Origin of the sequence: Streptomyces sp. NBC_01481 (assembly GCF_026339995.1) — a bacterium.
In the GTDB taxonomy this organism is placed as follows: domain Bacteria; phylum Actinomycetota; class Actinomycetes; order Streptomycetales; family Streptomycetaceae; genus Streptomyces.
The window spans coordinates 731,725-748,731 of record NZ_JAPEPT010000002.1; the positions used below are offsets into that span (position 1 = coordinate 731,725).

The following is a 17,007-nucleotide window of genomic DNA, read 5'->3' on the forward strand; positions in this document are numbered from 1 at the left end:
CCTCCCCCGGCTCGGGACTAGTTCTTGTTCTCGACCGCGTGGCCGCCGAACTGGTTGCGCAGCGCCGCGATCATCTTCATCTGCGGGGAGTCGTCCTGACGGGACGCGAAGCGCGCGAACAGCGAAGCGGTGATCGCGGGCAGCGGCACCGCGTTGTCGATCGCGGCTTCCACAGTCCACCGGCCCTCGCCGGAGTCCTGTGCATAACCGCGCAGCTTCTCCAGGTGCTCGTCGTCGTCCAGCGCGTTGACCGCCAGGTCCAGCAGCCAGGAACGAATGACCGTGCCCTCCTGCCAGGAGCGGAAGACCTCGCGTACGTCGGTGACCGAGTTGACCTTCTCCAGGAGCTCCCAGCCCTCGGCGTAGGCCTGCATCATGGCGTACTCGATGCCGTTGTGGACCATCTTCGCGAAGTGGCCCGCGCCGACCTTGCCCGCGTGGACGGAGCCGAACTCGCCCTCGGGCTTGAGCGCGTCGAAGATCGGCTGGACCCTCGCGACATGCTCGGCGTGGCCGCCGTACATCAGCGCGTAGCCGTTCTCGAGGCCCCAGACACCGCCGGAAACACCGCAGTCGACAAAGCCGATGCCCTTGATGCCCAGCTCGACCGCGTGCTTCTCGTCGTCCGTCCAGCGGGAGTTGCCGCCGTCGACGACCACGTCGCCCGGCTCCAGCAGCTCGGCCAGCTCGTCGATGGTGGACTGGGTCGCCGCTCCGGCCGGGACCATCACCCACACGACCCGCGGGCCCTTGAGCTTGCCCACAAGCTCGCCGAGGCTGTGGACATCGGCGAGGTCCGGATTGCGGTCGTAGCCAAGGACGGTGTGGCCTGCGCGGCGGATGCGCTCGCGCATATTGCCGCCCATCTTGCCAAGGCCGACGAGACCGAGCTCCATCACAGATTCCTTACGCGTTGTATGCCGATTCGTACCGGCTCCGAGCCTACGCCCGGGCGGTACGGACGGCCTGACGGGCCTGCTCACGCCCGAGCAGGCCCGTCAGGATCAGCCGTTCGGCCGTCTTCGCCGTCTCAGCCGGAGAGCCGCACGGGCATGATCAGGTACTTGTACGCCTCGTCGGCCTCGGCATCCATGGCGGGCTTGCCGCTCAGCAGCGCGGGCTTGGTGGAGGTCGTGAACGACAGCTGGGCGACCGGCGAGTCGATGGCGCTCAGGCCGTCGAGCAGGAAGGTCGGGTTGAAGGCGATCGAGATGTCGTCGCCCTCCAGGTTCGCGTCGACGCGCTCCACAGCCTGTGCGTCATCGCTGGAACCGGCCTCCAGGATCAGCACGCCCTGCTCGAAGCTGAGCCGGACCGGAGTGTTCCGTTCGGCGACCAGCGCGACACGCTTGACGGCCTCGACGAAGGGCGCGGTCTCGATGACGGCGACCGAGTTGAACTCGGTGGGGAACAGCGTCCGGTACTTCGGCAGATCGCCTTCGAGCAGCCGGGTCGTGGTCCGCCGTCCGGCGCCCTCGAAACCGATGAGCCCCTCACCGGCACCCGAGCCGGAGAGCGCGAGTGTGACCGTGTCACCGCTGGTCAGCGCCTTGGCGGTGTCCAGCAGGGTCTTGGCGGGCACCAGCGCGACGGCGGACGCCTCCGGGTTCTCCGGCTTCCACAGGAATTCACGGACCGCGAAGCGGTAGCGGTCGGTGGAGGCCAGCGTGACGGTGTCGCCCTCGATCTCGATCCGTACGCCGGTGAGGACGGGGAGCGTGTCGTCACGGCCGGCGGCGATGGCGACCTGTGCGGCGGCGGAGGCGAAGACCTCACCGGGCACGGTGCCGGTCGCGGTCGGCATCTGCGGCAGCGCCGGGTACTCCTCCACAGGCATGGTGTGGAGTGTGAATCGCGAGGAGCCGCAGACGACGGTCGCCCGCACACCGTCTGTGGAAATCTCCACGGGGCGGTTGGGGAGAGCGCGGCAGATGTCGGCGAGGAGTCGGCCGGAGACGAGCACGGTGCCGTCCTCGTCCACCTCCGCCTCCACGGAGACGCGCGCCGAGACCTCGTAGTCGAAGCTCGAGAAGCTGAGGGCGCCGTCCTCCGCCTTCAGAAGAAGGCCCGCGAGTACGGGCGCCGGCGGACGGGCCGGGAGGCTGCGGGCCACCCAGGCCACCGCCTCCGCGAGTACATCGCGCTCCACCCGGATCTTCACCGGAACCGCCTCCTGCTGTTGCTGGCTCGCCCTTGCTGGCCTTCGTCGTCGGCTGTGTCGCCGGGGACCAGTCTGACGTACGGCACCGACAGTCGGTGCGGGTCGGGGTCAAGTCGTGGCAAGAGGTGTCGGGGGCTCCGGGCTCGAGTTGTGCACAGGGCCTTCTTCGAAGCGAATTCCCCGGTAACTCTAAGTGGGAGTAGTAGTAGGGCCTGTGGAAACCGTGGATAACGTCATCCATGCAGGTCAGACCCGTTTTTTTGTCCACCGGGCCTGTGGGTGGCACCGGTGGACAACCCGGTGCTTCTGTGGACGCCCGAAAGTTCTGCACATCCGATGCACAGGAGAGGGGGACTTCTCCCCAGCGCTGTCCCCAGCTTTACCCACGTTCCCCACAGCCCAACCGACCACGTTGGTGTGACGCCTTTCACTCGACCCGGTGAGCTCGGGCGTTTCGTTGCCGAACAGTGGACAAGGGTGTGGAGAAGCCACGCGAAGCTGTGGGCAACGCGGCGCTGCCTGTGGGCCGCCGGTGGACAACTTCGATCGCGCCTTGTGGACGGATCCTGCGTCCACAGACTGTGGAGCACGGTTGACCACAAATCCACAGCCACCTGACCTGGTGTGATGAAATCTCGGCAGCCGCCCCTGTGGATGCGATCTGGACAACTTTCCAGTCCCCAGGCTGTGGACGGAAGATCGTCCCCAGATCTGTGGAGAACACCCTCCCGTCGCCATGTATTCGAACACCGGACATCCGCAGGACAGGTACGCAAACGGCCGCGGAACGCCGAAGGGCGCTCCGGAACGTCGTCCCGGAGCGCCCTCGAAGGCCTCTTGTGCTGGTGAGCCGCTGGTCGCGTCAGCCGTTCTTGATGCGGTTGGTGAGCTCGGTGACCTGGTTGTAGATGGACCGCCGCTCGGCCATCAGCGCGCGGATCTTGCGGTCGGCGTGCATCACGGTCGTATGGTCGCGGCCGCCGAACTGCGCGCCGATCTTCGGCAGCGACAGATCAGTGAGCTCGCGGCACAGGTACATCGCGATCTGGCGGGCGGTCACCAGCACCCGGCTGCGCGAGGATCCGCAGAGATCCTCCACCGTCAGACCGAAGTAGTCGGCGGTAGCCGCCATGATGGCGCTCGCGGTGATCTCGGGGGCCGAGTCCTCGCCGCCCGGGATCAGGTCCTTCAGCACGATCTCTGTGAGCCCGAGATCCACCGGCTGCCGGTTGAGCGACGCGAACGCCGTCACCCGGATCAGCGCACCCTCCAGCTCACGGATATTGCGCGAGATGCGGGACGCGATGAACTCCAGCACCTCCGGCGGGGCGTTGAGCTGCTCCTGCACCGCCTTCTTGCGCAGAATCGCGATACGGGTCTCCAGTTCCGGCGGCTGTACGTCGGTGGTCAGACCCCACTCGAAACGGTTCCTCAGCCGGTCCTCAAGCGTCATCAGCTGCTTGGGCGGCCGGTCCGAGGAGAGCACGATCTGCTTGTTGGCGTTGTGGAGCGTGTTGAAGGTGTGGAAGAACTCCTCCTGTGTCGACTCCTTGCTCGCCAGGAACTGGATGTCGTCGACCAGCAGGATGTCCACATCGCGGTAGCGCTTGCGGAACGTGTCGCCCTTGCCGTCGCGGATCGAGTTGATGAACTCGTTGGTGAACTCCTCGGAGCTCACATACCGCACACGCGTGCCTGGATAGAGGCTGCGGGCGTAATGCCCGATGGCATGCAACAGGTGAGTCTTGCCGAGTCCCGACTCCCCGTAGATGAACAGGGGGTTGTACGCCTTGGCCGGCGCCTCGGCGACCGCGACCGCCGCGGCGTGCGCGAACCGGTTGGACGCGCCGATGACGAAGGTGTCGAAGAGGTACTTCGGGTTCAGCCGGGCATGCGGCTCACCCGGGCCGGGTGCCGGCGAGGGCTGCGCGCCCAGCGGTCCGGGAGCGCCCGTGGGAGTCCCGCGGTGCGGCGTCTGGTGGTCGGGCCGCTCGTGCCGCTCCGGGCGATGCTGCTCGTAGGGCTGGCGCTCGGGCGACTGCGGCTGCCGGTAGTCGTGCTGGGGCTGGCGCGGCCGGGCGGTGGCGTACGGCTCGCGCCATTGCTCTGCGGAGGGGTCGCGGTCCTGGAAGCCGCCGAGCCTCGGCTGCTGCCAGGACAGATCCTCCTGTGTGCGTGGCCAGGCGCCGGGTTCCGGGCGCTGCTGCTGTCGCTGCTGGTACTCGGGGTAGGCGGGGCGGACGTCGGGCAGGCCGTCGTCTCCCCCGGGCCGGTGCCCGTAGCTGTCGTAGGGGTCGCTCTGCCGGGAGTCGCGAGGATCGTCGTGCTGCGGGCCCTGGTAGCGGGGAGCCTGCTGGGCCGGGGGCTGCTGCGAGGCCGGAGGCTCGCCCACGGAGTCGTCCACCGTGATGGCGATCCGGATGGGGCGGCCGCACTCACGGCTCAGGGTCTCGCTGATCAGAGGAGCCAGCCGGCCCTCGAGGACACGCTTGCCCCATTCATTGGGGACGGCGAGCAGCGCTGTGTCGGCCACCAGTGCGAGCGGCTGGCAGCGCTCGATCCACTGTTTGTCCTTGGGCTCGATGCCCTGCTGGCCCTCTGCGAGGAGCTGTTCCAGCACTCGTGGCCACACTGCGGCAAGATCGGCAGGTACGTCAGCCACAAGGCACGCTCTCTCGCAGGTCCCACGAATGTGTGGTTCTCGGGACGGGATGGGAAGACAGGCAGGAAAGGAATTGGAGTTCAGCCACGGTAGTCAGGGCGACCCGCGCGGTTCAAGTTGTTGTCCACAGCCTGTGCACAGTGGACCACGCCATCAGGCTGGTTTGACCGGATGGCGTAGCCGCGCGTACCGTAACCAGGTCGAGTTGTCGATGGCTGCTGCCGCCTGCCTCCGATGGGCAATGATCACGGTCTGTGATCGTGAAGCGGTGCACTCGGGCGTAAACGCGAGCTTCTCGTGGGCGCACGGTGACAGCCAGGCGATGTCCCGCCATCTACGAATCATTTCTGGAGCCCCCGAGTGAGCAAGCGCACCTTCCAGCCGAACAACCGTCGTCGCGCGAAGACCCACGGCTTCCGCCTGCGGATGCGTACCCGTGCCGGCCGCGCGATTCTCGCGAACCGCCGTGGCAAGGGTCGCGCCAGCCTGTCCGCCTGATCGTTAACAGGTCATGACGTGCTGCCTACCGAGAATCGGCTGAGGCGGCGCGAGGACTTCGCGACCGCGGTACGCCGAGGACGCAGGGCCGGTCGCCCGCTCCTCGTCGTCCATCTACACAGCGGTGCAACGGACCCGCACGCGCCTGGGGAGAGCGCTCCCCCGACGTGTGCGGGTTTCGTCGTAAGCAAGGCCGTAGGCGGCGCAGTCGTCCGCAACAAGGTCAAGCGAAGACTGCGTCACCTGATACGTGAACGACTCACTCAGCTGCCCCCCGGTAGCCTGGTGGTCGTACGGGCGCTGCCCGGTGCGGGCGACGCCTCCTATGAACAGCTGGCCCGAGACCTGGATGCCGCCCTCCAGCGGCTGCTGGGAGGGGGCGCGCGATGAAGTACCCGCTGCTGGCTCTGATCAAGCTGTACCAGTGGACGATCAGCCCGCTGCTGGGCCCTGTCTGCCGGTACTACCCGTCGTGCTCCCACTACGGATACACGGCCATCGACCGGCACGGCGCGGTCAAGGGCACAGTACTGACCGCCTGGCGCATCCTGCGATGCAATCCATGGTCGCCGGGTGGCGTTGATCATGTGCCGCCGCGCAAGCGTCCGCGGTGGCACGAAATGCTGCGTGATGCCTTGCGTGGCAGCAAGGGCGGGCACTCCGCCGCCGATGTGCCTCCCCGGGGGTCGACCCCCGAACCCCCGAGTCCGGCAGCAGAGACCTCGCCCAATGCTCAAGGAGCCTGATTAGTGGACACGATTGCCAGTCTCTTCAGCTTTATCACCACACCTGTTTCGTGGGTCATCGTCCAGTTCCACTCGCTCTACGGGGCAGTCTTCGGCCCCAACACGGGCTGGGCCTGGGGACTGTCCATCGTGTCGCTGGTGATCCTCATCCGGATCTGTCTGATTCCGCTCTTTGTGAAGCAGATCAAGTCGACCCGGAACATGCAGGCGCTCCAGCCGAAGATGAAGGCGATCCAGGAGCGCTACAAGAGCGACAAGCAGCGTCAGTCCGAAGAGATGATGAAGCTGTACAAGGAGACGGGCACCAACCCGCTCTCCTCGTGCCTTCCGATCCTCGCGCAGTCGCCGTTCTTCTTCGCCCTTTACCACGTGCTCTCCAGCATTGCCTCGGGTAAGACTGTCGGCGTCATCAATGAATCGCTGCTGGACAGCGCCCGTCAGGCACACATTTTCGGTGCCCCGCTCGCCTCGAAGTTCACGGACAGCACGGCGGAGGTCGCCGCACTCGGCGCCTCGCTGACCGATGTGCGCATTGTCACCGCGATCATGATCGTCATGATGTCGGCGTCGCAGTTCTACACGCAGCGCCAGCTGATGCAGAAGAACGTGGACCTGACGGTCAAGACGCCGTACATGCAGCAGCAGAAGATGCTGATGTACATCTTCCCGGTCATCTTCGCCGTTATGGGCATCAACTTCCCCGTCGGTGTCCTCGTCTACTGGCTGACCACCAACGTGTGGACCATGGGCCAGCAGATGTACGTGATCAACCAGAACCCGACGCCGGGCAGCAAGGCCCAGGACCAGTACCTGCAGCGGCTGCTGAAGGGCGTCACCGCCCACAGCGAGGTCAAGTCGCGACGCAAGCGGACCGTGATCCGGGCGATCGTCGCCAAGGGCCCGGACCGCAACGAGAACGAGCGCCGGTTCATCACGGGCCTCACCAAGGCCGGCTTCGCCGCTCAGGCGGACGGCACGGTGATCAAGAGCGACGTCGCCGAGACCGAGACCGAGGGCGGCGCCGCCCAGAGGCGGCAGCAGCCCAAGCGCCAGACCAAGGCGAAGCGGCAGTCCGCCAGTGCCCAGCAGGGCGCACCCAAGAGCACCGATGCCGCAGACTCGGCCCCGAAGCCTTCGCTGCAGAAGGACACGCCTCAGGGCGCAAAGCCGGGCAAGCCCGCCTCGGGTACCCCACGCCAGCAGCCCAAGTCCGGGCAGCGCAAGGGCCAGCAGCGGCCCAAGCACCCCTCGTCCAAGAAGTAAGTAAGAAGGAGTCCATCCGTGACGGAAGGCACCATCTCCGCCGCCGCCGAGGGTGGCGACACCCTGACCCGCCTCGAGCAGGAAGGGGAGATCGCGGCCGACTACCTCGAGGGTCTGCTCGACATCGCCGATCTCGACGGTGACATCGACATGGACGTCGAGGCCGACCGGGCCGCGGTCTCGATCATCAGTGACTCGGGCAGCCGCGATCTGCAGAAGCTCGTCGGCCGTGACGGGGAGGTTCTGGAAGCACTTCAGGAGCTCACCCGGCTCGCCGTACACCGGGAGACCGGAGACCGCAGTCGGCTGATGCTGGACATCGCGGGCTTCCGGGCCAGGAAGCGCACCGAGCTCGCCGAGCTCGGCGCCAAGGCCGCCGACGAGGTCAAGAGCACCGGTGAGCCGGTCAAGCTCGACCCGATGACGCCCTTCGAGCGCAAGGTCGTCCACGACGCGGTCGCGGCCGCGGGTCTGCGCAGTGAGTCCGAGGGCGAGGAGCCGCAGCGCTTCGTCGTCGTGCTCCCTGCCTGACCTCCATTGTCCGTCGGCCCCGTCTGTTCGCAGGCGGGGCCGATCTTTGTCAGCCTGATAGTCAGTCCACAGTCCACAGTGCGACAGTGCGGTACGGAAGGACGGTTCCCGTGACGGAGGAAGCAGAGCTTCCCCAGGCGCCAGCGGAGGCGCGGACGGTTTTCGGAGACTTCTTTCCGGAGGCCGTGCGGTATGCGGAGCTGCTCGCGGACATCGGCGTGAAGCGTGGACTGATCGGTCCTCGTGAGGTGCCTCGGCTGTGGGAACGGCATCTGCTGAACTGCGCGGTACTTTCCGAGGTAGTGCCTGAGGGCGTCACGGTCTGCGATGTGGGCTCGGGGGCCGGCCTCCCTGGTATTCCGCTGGCGCTTGTCCGCCCGGATCTGAAGATCACACTCCTCGAACCGCTGCTTCGCCGGACGAATTTCCTCCAGGAAGTCGTCGAACTGCTGGGTCTCGAGCATGTGACCGTGGTCCGGGGCCGGGCCGAGGAAGTGCTCGGCAAGCTGCCTCCGGTGCATGTGGTGACCGCACGTGCCGTGGCGCCGCTGGACCGGTTGGCGGGCTGGGGAGTGCCCCTTCTGCGGCCGTACGGAGAGATGCTCGCCCTCAAGGGCGACACCGCCGAGGAGGAGATTCAGGGGGCCCGTGCCGCCCTGAGCAAGCTCGGTGTGGTGGAGACCTCGGTACTGCACGTCGGTGAGGGGATTGTCGATCCGCTGTCCACGGTGGTCCGTGTGGAGGTCGGGGAGAGTCCTGGCGGTGTGCGATTCGCTGCGAAGCGGGCCAAGGCTGCCCGGACCAGCCGCACTCGTCGGCGCCGCTGATCCATACAGTTCGTACTGCCTATGAGTAATGCTCCATACAAGCTTCCATACGTACGCATTTCGGAGTGTCGTGCGGGTGTAGTCCTGCGGCGCGTGCATCGTGTTTCACGTGAAACGTCGCTCACTGCTGCAGGGAATCATCAGTCGCGGCCGTGCTGCCGCCCCGATGCGGGACCGAAAGCCCCTCGTGAGGGCTACGGAGTTGTCCACAGAGGTGGATTCACCCACAGAACCACCTGCCTCGCTGGTTCACGACCCCGAAAGCATGGCAGGCTCTGTTCATCGCGAGCCTGTAGTCGAGGAGAGTGAATCCTTGCGGTCCGACGCCAACATCGCGGGACCGATGACCGACCCGGTCCCCGGTCCCCGTACAGAGTCACCGGGGGAGGATGTTTCACGTGAAACACCGCCCCCGATGGACGACACCCCCATCGGCCGTGCTGCCCAGCTGGCCGTGGAGGCGCTGGGGCGTGCCGGCGAGGGTCTGCCCCGACCTGAGCAGACACGCGTCATGGTTGTCGCCAACCAGAAGGGCGGCGTAGGGAAGACCACCACCACGGTCAACCTCGCCGCTTCGCTCGCCCTCCATGGCGCGCGTGTTCTGGTTGTCGACCTGGATCCACAGGGCAACGCCTCCACGGCGCTGGGGATCGATCACCACGCCGAAGTCCCTTCGATCTATGACGTCCTGGTGGAGAGCAGGCCGCTCTCCGAGGTGGTCCAGCCGGTCCCGGACGTCGAAGGTCTCTTCTGCGCCCCCGCCACCATCGATCTCGCCGGTGCGGAGATCGAGCTGGTGTCGCTGGTGGCGCGGGAGAGCCGACTGCAGCGAGCCATCCAGGCCTATGAGCAGCCGCTGGACTACATCCTCATCGACTGCCCGCCCTCGCTCGGTCTGCTGACCGTCAACGCGCTGGTCGCCGGTGCGGAGGTGCTGATCCCCATCCAGTGTGAGTACTACGCGCTGGAAGGTCTGGGGCAGCTGCTGAGGAACGTGGACCTGGTGCGCGGGCATCTCAACCCGACGCTGCATGTGTCGACGATTCTGCTGACCATGTACGACGGCAGAACCCGGCTCGCCTCACAGGTGGCGGACGAGGTGCGCAGCCACTTCGGCGAGGAGGTGCTCCGTACGAGCATCCCGCGCTCGGTGCGTATCTCGGAGGCCCCCAGCTATGGACAGACGGTGCTGACCTACGATCCAGGTTCCAGTGGGTCTCTGTCGTATCTCGAAGCGGCGCGTGAGATCGCACTGCGAGGGGTCGGGATCCACTACGACCCGCAGCAGGCCCATGTGGTCGGCCAGAACAGCCAGCAGAACATCTCGGAGGGGATCCAGTGAGCGAGCGACGTAGAGGATTGGGGCGTGGGCTCGGTGCGCTGATCCCTGCCGCTCCCCAGGAGAAGCAGGCGCCCCCTGCAGGGGGTTCGAGCTCTCCGGGAGCGGCTCCGGTGCTGACCGCGGAGCGGGGTGTTGCGGCCGCCAAGGTGACGACGCTGCCGGCGGCCGCTGTTTCGCCGGATCCGATCACCCTCGCACCGGAGGAGCCGGAGGCCGTACCGCAGCCCGCGGAGCCGGCCGGTGCGCACTTCGCCGAGCTGCCGCTCGATGCCATTACGCCCAACCCGCGTCAGCCGCGTGAGGTGTTCGACGAGGACGCTCTCGCGGAGCTGGTCACGTCCATCAAGGAAGTGGGCCTTCTCCAGCCCGTCGTCGTACGGCAGTTGAGCGCGGAGCGCTACGAGCTCATCATGGGCGAGCGCCGCTGGAGGGCCTGCCGTGAGGCCGGTCTGGAGCGGATTCCCGCGATCGTCCGGGACACGGACGACGAGAAGCTCCTCCTGGATGCGCTGCTGGAGAACCTCCACCGCGCGCAGCTGAACCCGCTGGAAGAGGCTGCCGCCTACGACCAGCTGCTCAAGGACTTCAACTGCACCCACGACCAGCTGGCCGACCGGATCGGGCGCTCGCGTCCGCAGGTGTCCAACACTCTGCGCCTGCTGCGTCTGTCGCCTCCTGTCCAGCGCAGGGTCGCCGCGGGGGTGCTCTCGGCCGGCCATGCGAGGGCGCTGCTCTCGGTGGACGATTCCGAGGAGCAGGACCGGCTTGCGCACCGGATCGTGGCCGAAGGGCTCTCTGTGCGGGCGGTCGAGGAGATCGTCACGCTGATCAACTCGAGCACCAAGAGCACGACCAAGCCGAAGAGCCCGCGGGCAGGGGCCCGGCTGTCGCCGGCGCTCACCGATCTCGCGTCACGGCTCTCCGACCGCTTTGAGACCCGGGTGAAGGTCGACCTCGGTCAGAAGAAGGGGAAGATCGTCGTCGAGTTCGCGTCGATAGACGATCTGGAGCGCATTCTCGGCACCCTTGCCCCCGGTGAGGGACGGGTCCTGGAGAAGGGCCTCGCCGAGGAGCCGGGCGAGGACGACGAGGGCTGAGGCTCTCGCCAATGTCGTAAAGGGCGGGCCATGTTCCGGTGGGTTGACCGGACATGGCCCGCCCTTTGCTGTAGGCCTGTACCCGTGTCGGGGCTGGGTGGATACGATGCGTTCTGGTAGGGCGCATCCACCTTGATCCACCTCAGAGGGAGGGCGAGGGCAATGCGAACGGTGAGCCGCAGCCAACTGGTGACAGCGGGCCTGGGCCTGGGGGCAGTCGGAGGCTTTATCAGCAGCCTGCTCCAGGAGCGGAGCGCGCTGGCAGCCGCTCGTAGCGCGGCGGGTGACGGAAGCGAGGAACAGCCTTCATGGGGCGTCGGCTTGTACCGCTCACGCTGGACAACCTTTCGGACCTTCCCAAGCGTTGTCGTGCGTGTGTCTTCTGGGAGCTTGATCCGGTCAGTGGAGAAGCCGCGGTAAAGGCGGGAACCCCCGAGCTGGAGAAGGAGGCCTGGATCTCGGCTGTGCTGCTGGAGTGGGGCTCTTGCGGCCGAGTCGTCTACGTCGACGAGGTTCCGGTCGGCTTCGTCCTGTACGCGCCACCCGCCTACGTGCCGCGTTCCACGGCCTTCCCCACCAGTCCCGTCTCACCCGACGCCGTCCAGCTGATGACCGCCTGGATCAATCCTGGCTATCAGGGACAGGGACTTGGCAGGGTCATCGTGCAGACAGTGGCCAAGGATCTGCTGCGGCGGGGCTTTCGTGCGATCGAGGCGTTCGGAGACGCGCGCTGGAAGGAGCCCGCTTGTGTGCTGCCCGCCGAGCATCTGCTGGCAGTCGGCTTCAAGACGGTGCGACCCCATCCGACGTATCCCCGCCTGAGGCTGGAACTGCGGACGACGCTCTCCTGGAAGGAAGATGTGGAGCTGGCCTTGGACCGTCTGCTCGGAGCTGTGCAGAAGGAGCCGGTGCTGCGGCCGCTCTGACCGCGAACGTGAGAAGGGGCTCATCCCTAGTGGGGATGAGCCCCTTCGTGTTTCACGTGAAACAGCGGCGCTGTGACTGCTCGCCGACTACTCGCCGATGAAGCCCTCGAGGTCGCGGACGATGGCGGCCTTCGGCTTGGCGCCGACGATGGTCTTGGCGACCTCGCCGTTCTGGTAGACGTTCAGCGTCGGGATGGACATGACTCCGTACTTGGCGGCAGTGGCCGGGTTCTCGTCGATGTTGAGCTTCACGATCTCGATCTTGTCACCGTGCTCGGCCGCGATGGCTTCGAGGGATGGCGCGATCTGGCGGCACGGTCCGCACCAGGCGGCCCAGAAGTCCACCAGCACGGGCTTGTCGCTCTTGAGGACATCCTCTTCGAAGGTGTCGTCGGTCACGTTCTTCAGGGCGCCGGCCACGGCGGCCTCCTTACTACTTTGCGGGGTGTGAGGGGGATGGAATGCAGAGGGTCAGACCGCGGAGGTCTTCTCAGCCTCGGCGGCGTTCTCACCGTCGGCGAGAGCGGCGAGGTGGCGCTCGGCGTCGAGGGCAGCAGCGCAGCCGGTACCGGCAGCCGTGATGGCCTGGCGGTAGGTGTGGTCGACGACGTCTCCCGCAGCGAAGACACCCGTCAGGTTGGTGCGCGTCGACGGCGCCTCCACCTTCAGGTAGCCCTCGTCGTCCTGCTCGAGCTGTCCCTTGAAGAGCTCGGTGCGCGGGTCATGGCCAACTGCGATGAACAGCCCGGTGACAGGGAGCTCAGAGGTCTCGCCGGTCTTGGTGTTGCGCAGCGTCAGACCGGAAAGCTTCTGCTCGCCGTGGATTGCCGCGACCTCGCTGTCCCAGGCGAAGGAGATCTTCGGGTCGGCGAAGGCGCGGTCCTGCATGGCCTTGGAGGCACGCAGGGTGTCACGACGGTGGACGATGGTGACGGACTTGGCGAACCGGGAGAGGAAGGTCGCCTCCTCCATCGCGGTGTCGCCGCCGCCGATGACGGCGATGTCCTGGTCCTTGAAGAAGAACCCGTCACAGGTCGCACACCAGGAGACGCCGCGCCCGGAGAGCGCGTCTTCATTCGGCAGGCCGAGCTTGCGGTGCTGGGAGCCCGTGGTGACGATGACGGCCTTGGCCCGGTGGACGGTGCCCGCTGTGTCGGTGACGGTCTTGATCTCGCCGCTGAGGTCGACGGAGACGATGTCGTCCGGGACCAGCTCGGCGCCGAAGCGCTCGGCCTGCGCACGCATGTTGTCCATCAGGTCCGGACCCATGATGCCGTCGCGGAAGCCGGGGAAGTTCTCCACCTCGGTCGTGGTCATCAGTGCACCGCCGGCGGTGACGGCTCCCTCGAAGACCAGCGGCTGCAGCGATGCGCGCGCGGTGTAGAGCGCCGCCGTGTAGCCGGCCGGCCCGGAGCCGATGATGATCACATTACGGACGTCGCTCACGGGTTTCTTCCTCGTCTCTGCGAACTGCCTGCTGCCTACCGGGGCGGGTCTGTGACCCTCACCCCACCCAACGGATCCTACGGGGCTTGCATTCCCGGGACGCCCGCGCGGCGCGGCGGCGTGTGTCAGCGCAGAGGGTACGAGTTGGTGAGCAGGAGCTTCCCCGCAGATGTGGGCGCTGACTCGACGCAGGCTGCATCGATCACGTACGCCTGGACCTGCTGGCTGTCCGTGGAGTGGGGCAGCACGACGAGGTAGGCGTCGTCGCCCTTGTACTCGCCCTTCTCGACGGCGATCGGGGCATCGGTGCGGTCGGTGCCCTTCTGGATGCAGGGCGGCACTGCCACGGTCGGCTTGTGCCTGGGCGAAGGGGGATTGGCCTCGCTGTTGAGCGATGGGCCCTTCTCGATCCGCGGCTCCGGCTGATCTGAGCCGGCAGTGAGCAGCGCCTGGACATGGCCCTTGAGGTCGGAGTCCGAGAAGTCCTGGGAGGAGCCCGCCGCGGAACTGACGCCCGCATCTTTCTTCGCAGAGTCGGCGTCGTTGACACCGGTGGACTGCAGCGACTGCAGGAGCAGGACGCTCATTCCGATTGCGGCTACGCCGAAGACGGCGCCGAGGACGGCTTTCCGCCGCCGCCGTCCGGGTCGGCTGCGGCCGGGCCCTGTGGCAGCGCGCGGGTGTCCCGAGGGGCGGTCGGCGGGAGTGGTGTCGGCCGGCTGAGGGGCGGGCGCTGTTTCACGTGAAACATGTGCCGTCTCTTCGGGTGCGGTGGAGTCCAGCAGAGCCTCGGCAGCCAGAGCGGCGTCAATGCGACCGGCGACATCGGCGGGCATCCGATGAGCGCCCGGCAGCGTGCCGAGCAGTCCGCGGATTTCCTCAAGCGACTCGCGTACGTCGGCGCACAACGGGCAGCCGTCCAGATGCTCGCGCACATCGGCTGTACGGGACGGGGGGAGCAGACCCTCGGTGAGGTCGGAGATTTCCGAGACGTCAGGGTGCCGACTCGTGTCGGTCGTCGATGTCACGCGCGCCCACCTCCGCCCTTCACGGCTGCAGGGTCATTCGGCCCTGCGTCCCTTTGTCCCGACGCCGGTGGGACGGATGTCCCCGGCGTCCGGTTCCTTCCCACGCTGAGCTCGGTGTTATCCCCGGCATCACCGCGCAGATGAGTGAGCATCGGCAACAGCCGTGCCCGACCGCGAGCACACCGGCTTTTGACGGTTCCGGTCGGTACATCGAGGACACGGGCCGCCTCGGCGACCGGATAGCCCTGCATGTCCACCAGCACCAGTGCGGCCCGCTGATCGACGGGCAGTTTCGCCAGCGCGGCGAGGAGCTCGCGATGCAGATCCTGCCGCTCCGCCGGTGCCTCGGCGGACTCATGAGGCTCGAGAAGCTGCTCCAGACGCTCCGTGTCGTCGACGGGGGAGGTCTTGCGTGAGGCCGCCTTGCGGGCCCGGTCGAGACAGGCGTTCACGGTGATGCGATGAAGCCAGGTGGTGACGGCGGACTGGCCGCGGAAGGTATGGGCGGCCCGGAAGGCGGACACCAGAGCGTCCTGGACCGCGTCCGCTGCTTCCTCGCGGTCGCCCAGTGTGCGCAGGGCGACGGCCCACAGCCTGTCGCGGTGGCGCCGTACGAGCTCACCGAAGGCATCCGGGTCCCCCGCGACATGGCGTGCCAGAAGGTCCTGGTCGCTTGCGTCGCCGAGTGTCGCGTCGTCCAACGGTGAGCCCCCTCCCTCGGTGCCGTCAGCTAGTGATCTTGATCTCCGAGACCTTGCCCCGGAAGTTGCCCTCGTCGCTCCGTGGCAGATTGGTCAGCCAGACCAGAACGTACCGTGCCTGCACCGGCTTGCCGGGCTTGAGGGACACATTCGAACCGGATCCGTCCGCGACCTTCTTGAAGCCGTCGAGGGATGTGGGCTCGGACGAGGCATCCTCGGCAGCAGTCCGCAGTTCGACGGACGTGTCGCCGCCGAGGAAGGAGATGTCCACGGTGCCGACCTGATGGACCTCGCCCAGGTCCAGAATGATGCCGACACCGGACTTCAGATTCCCGAAGTCGCCGCTGCCCCGGTAACCGTCGGTGTTCCAGTAGGTCGACGGGTTGCCGTCGTAGCTGTTCTTTATCCCGTCAGGCTTCTCGGAGTTGTCCCCGAGCGGGTCGAAGTCACGGGCACTGGTGATGTCGACCGGCTTACCGGACTTGTCCTCGCTGTTCTTCTCGCCGCTGTTCGACTGTGACGTGCCCGGGTCGACCGGGTCCTTGTCGCGGTCGATCAGCTTGTCGGCGATCTGCCAGCTGCCCAGCCCCAGTGCGGCGATGAGCAGAGCGGCCACGGTCCACTTGAGGACCCTGCCTGTGCGGCTCTGGAGCGGTGGCGGCGGGGCGGCCACCGGCTGGGTTGCCGCGGGGCCGGGACGGGGCGCAGGGCGGCCGTAAGCGCCCTGCTGGTACGTGGTCCGCTGGTACTCGGGCGGGGAGGTGAACGCAGGCTCCGGCGGGCGGATGCGGGGCATCGCCGCGACGGCCTTTGCCAGTTCGTCCGGCGTGGTGCAGGGCGGCTCCTGGCGGGAGGCCGTGGCGCCGTCGTTGACCAGAGCGCGCATGGCGAGCTCGGAGAGCCCGCGGTGCACGCCGGCCCGCACCTGGTCGGGAGCGATGAGCCCGACGCCCTTGGGCAGCCCGGAGAGACCGTATGCGTCGCTCTCGTACGGCCACCGCTGGGTCAGCGCCGCGTACAGCAGGGCGCCGATGGCTTCGGTGTCGGCGCGCTGTGGCCCGTCGGCCGTGATTCCGCGCAGTGCGGCATTCACGGCGAGGCCGCGGATCCGGTACTGCCCGGTCGAGCTCCGCAGCACCGCTCCCGGGGTGAGCCGGAGGTGAGCCAGCCCCTCACGGTGTGCCGCGGCCATGGCCTGGGACAGCTGGTCGACGAGCTGGTAGGCGTCATGCGGCTCCATGGGCCCCATGGCGAGCAGAGCGGTGAGCTCCGTCGCGTCAGGAAGCCACTCATGGACGACATAGACGAGGTCGTTCTCCTCGACGGCGTCGAGGACCTGTACGAAGCGCGGGTCGCCGAGAAGTGCCGAGGAGCGGGCCGCCGCGAGTACGGAGCGGGCCCGTGGGTGGTCGGCGGGGAGCAGATGCACGCCGACGGCGCGGCGCAGTTTCTCGTCGACCGCACGCCAGCTGCTGAAACCGTCCAGACGGGTGACGCACTCCTCGAGCCTGTAGCGTCTGGCGAGCTTGTGACCACTGTGCAGTTCGGGCGTGGCGATGGTGGGTTCGGTGCCCTGCCGTTCGCTGCCCGTGTCCGGTGCGGTCTTCTCCGCCGTGTCCTGGGATTCCGCCGCCCCGTCGGTCGTGGCCTTGCCCGCCTTCGCGGTCAGCGGATCATCTCCGCTGTTGTCGGCCACGTCGACGGCAGCCGTGCTACGTTCCGCCACCGTCGTTCCTGCCTCCCCATCCGTTGTGCATATCCAACAGCCATGCCAATTGT

Annotated in this window: 17 protein-coding genes; 9 read left to right on the plus strand and 8 right to left on the minus strand. The window is 67.2% G+C overall.

The window, feature by feature from the left end:
* Nucleotides 1-17: 17 nt before the first annotated feature.
* The 3 genes from gnd to dnaA all read right to left on the minus strand — a co-directional run bounded on the left by gnd (nucleotide 18) and on the right by dnaA (nucleotide 4,823).
* Nucleotides 18-896 (minus strand): phosphogluconate dehydrogenase (NAD(+)-dependent, decarboxylating), encoded by an 879-nt coding sequence (gene gnd / locus OOK40_RS13960; RefSeq protein WP_266480571.1) that lies wholly within the window; start codon nucleotides 894-896, stop codon nucleotides 18-20.
* Nucleotides 897-1,030: 134 nt separating this feature from the next.
* Nucleotides 1,031-2,161: a DNA polymerase III subunit beta gene (gene dnaN / locus OOK40_RS13965; RefSeq protein ID WP_266480574.1), complete on the minus strand. Its 1,131-nt coding sequence runs from the start codon at nucleotides 2,159-2,161 to the stop codon at nucleotides 1,031-1,033.
* A gap of 862 nt (nucleotides 2,162-3,023) precedes the next feature.
* Nucleotides 3,024-4,823 (minus strand): chromosomal replication initiator protein DnaA, encoded by a 1,800-nt coding sequence (gene dnaA / locus OOK40_RS13970; RefSeq protein WP_323136060.1) that lies wholly within the window; start codon nucleotides 4,821-4,823, stop codon nucleotides 3,024-3,026.
* Between the two features lie 360 nt (nucleotides 4,824-5,183).
* Here dnaA and rpmH point away from each other — a divergent pair, with 360 nt between their 5' ends.
* From rpmH to OOK40_RS14015, 9 genes are all read left to right on the plus strand, one after another.
* Nucleotides 5,184-5,321 carry a 50S ribosomal protein L34 gene (rpmH, locus tag OOK40_RS13975; RefSeq protein WP_006381191.1) on the plus strand — a complete coding sequence of 46 codons (138 nt, stop codon included), beginning with the start codon at nucleotides 5,184-5,186 and terminating at the stop codon, nucleotides 5,319-5,321.
* Between the two features lie 18 nt (nucleotides 5,322-5,339).
* Nucleotides 5,340-5,711: a ribonuclease P protein component gene (gene rnpA, locus OOK40_RS13980; RefSeq protein WP_266480576.1), complete on the plus strand. Its 372-nt coding sequence runs from the start codon at nucleotides 5,340-5,342 to the stop codon at nucleotides 5,709-5,711.
* Nucleotides 5,708-6,067, plus strand: coding sequence for a membrane protein insertion efficiency factor YidD (yidD, locus tag OOK40_RS13985; protein ID WP_266480578.1), 360 nt, complete (start codon nucleotides 5,708-5,710; stop codon nucleotides 6,065-6,067). The genes rnpA and yidD overlap by 4 nt, the downstream gene beginning before the upstream one ends.
* A 3-nt stretch (nucleotides 6,068-6,070) precedes the next feature.
* Nucleotides 6,071-7,330, plus strand: coding sequence for a membrane protein insertase YidC (gene yidC / locus OOK40_RS13990; RefSeq protein WP_266480582.1), 1,260 nt, complete (start codon nucleotides 6,071-6,073; stop codon nucleotides 7,328-7,330).
* An 18-nt stretch (nucleotides 7,331-7,348) separates the two neighbouring features.
* Entirely contained in the window at nucleotides 7,349-7,861 is a 513-nt protein-coding gene (locus OOK40_RS13995) for a R3H domain-containing nucleic acid-binding protein (protein WP_266480585.1), read from the plus strand.
* Between the two features lie 110 nt (nucleotides 7,862-7,971).
* Nucleotides 7,972-8,688 carry a 16S rRNA (guanine(527)-N(7))-methyltransferase RsmG gene (gene rsmG, locus OOK40_RS14000; protein WP_266480587.1) on the plus strand — a complete coding sequence of 239 codons (717 nt, stop codon included), beginning with the start codon at nucleotides 7,972-7,974 and terminating at the stop codon, nucleotides 8,686-8,688.
* A gap of 265 nt (nucleotides 8,689-8,953) precedes the next feature.
* On the plus strand, nucleotides 8,954-10,030 hold the full coding sequence (locus OOK40_RS14005) for an AAA family ATPase (protein WP_323136061.1): 1,077 nt from the start codon (nucleotides 8,954-8,956) through the stop codon (nucleotides 10,028-10,030).
* Nucleotides 10,027-11,127: a ParB/RepB/Spo0J family partition protein gene (locus tag OOK40_RS14010; protein WP_266480591.1), complete on the plus strand. Its 1,101-nt coding sequence runs from the start codon at nucleotides 10,027-10,029 to the stop codon at nucleotides 11,125-11,127. Before OOK40_RS14005 ends, OOK40_RS14010 begins: the two co-directional genes overlap by 4 nt.
* A gap of 308 nt (nucleotides 11,128-11,435) precedes the next feature.
* Nucleotides 11,436-12,053, plus strand: coding sequence for a GNAT family N-acetyltransferase (locus OOK40_RS14015; RefSeq protein WP_266480593.1), 618 nt, complete (start codon nucleotides 11,436-11,438; stop codon nucleotides 12,051-12,053).
* Nucleotides 12,054-12,140: 87 nt separating this feature from the next.
* Here OOK40_RS14015 and trxA read toward each other — a convergent pair whose 3' ends face one another.
* The 5 genes from trxA to OOK40_RS14040 form a co-directional block, all read right to left on the minus strand.
* Nucleotides 12,141-12,473, minus strand: coding sequence for a thioredoxin (gene trxA / locus OOK40_RS14020; RefSeq protein ID WP_142214727.1), 333 nt, complete (start codon nucleotides 12,471-12,473; stop codon nucleotides 12,141-12,143).
* A gap of 51 nt (nucleotides 12,474-12,524) precedes the next feature.
* Entirely contained in the window at nucleotides 12,525-13,499 is a 975-nt protein-coding gene (trxB, locus tag OOK40_RS14025; protein ID WP_266480596.1) for a thioredoxin-disulfide reductase, read from the minus strand.
* Between the two features lie 125 nt (nucleotides 13,500-13,624).
* Complete coding sequence (locus tag OOK40_RS14030) at nucleotides 13,625-14,527, minus strand: anti-sigma factor (protein ID WP_266480599.1); 903 nt, start codon at nucleotides 14,525-14,527, stop codon at nucleotides 13,625-13,627.
* Nucleotides 14,524-15,228 (minus strand): RNA polymerase sigma factor SigM, encoded by a 705-nt coding sequence (gene sigM, locus OOK40_RS14035; RefSeq protein ID WP_266480600.1) that lies wholly within the window; start codon nucleotides 15,226-15,228, stop codon nucleotides 14,524-14,526. The genes OOK40_RS14030 and sigM overlap by 4 nt, the downstream gene beginning before the upstream one ends.
* 25 nt (nucleotides 15,229-15,253) lie before the next feature.
* On the minus strand, nucleotides 15,254-16,954 hold the full coding sequence (locus OOK40_RS14040) for a protein kinase family protein (RefSeq protein ID WP_266480602.1): 1,701 nt from the start codon (nucleotides 16,952-16,954) through the stop codon (nucleotides 15,254-15,256).
* Nucleotides 16,955-17,007: the final 53 nt, after the last annotated feature.

Excerpts from the sequence above, each read along its gene's own strand:
- gnd (WP_266480571.1), bottom strand. The coding sequence starts at position 896 with ATGGAGCTCGGTCTCGTCGGCCTTGGCAAGATGGGCGGCAATATGCGC.
- yidD (WP_266480578.1), top strand. The coding sequence starts at position 5,708 with ATGAAGTACCCGCTGCTGGCTCTGATCAAGCTGTACCAGTGGACGATC.
- OOK40_RS14005 (WP_323136061.1), top strand. The coding sequence starts at position 8,954 with ATGGCAGGCTCTGTTCATCGCGAGCCTGTAGTCGAGGAGAGTGAATCC.
- OOK40_RS14015 (WP_266480593.1), top strand. The coding sequence starts at position 11,436 with ATGGGGCGTCGGCTTGTACCGCTCACGCTGGACAACCTTTCGGACCTT.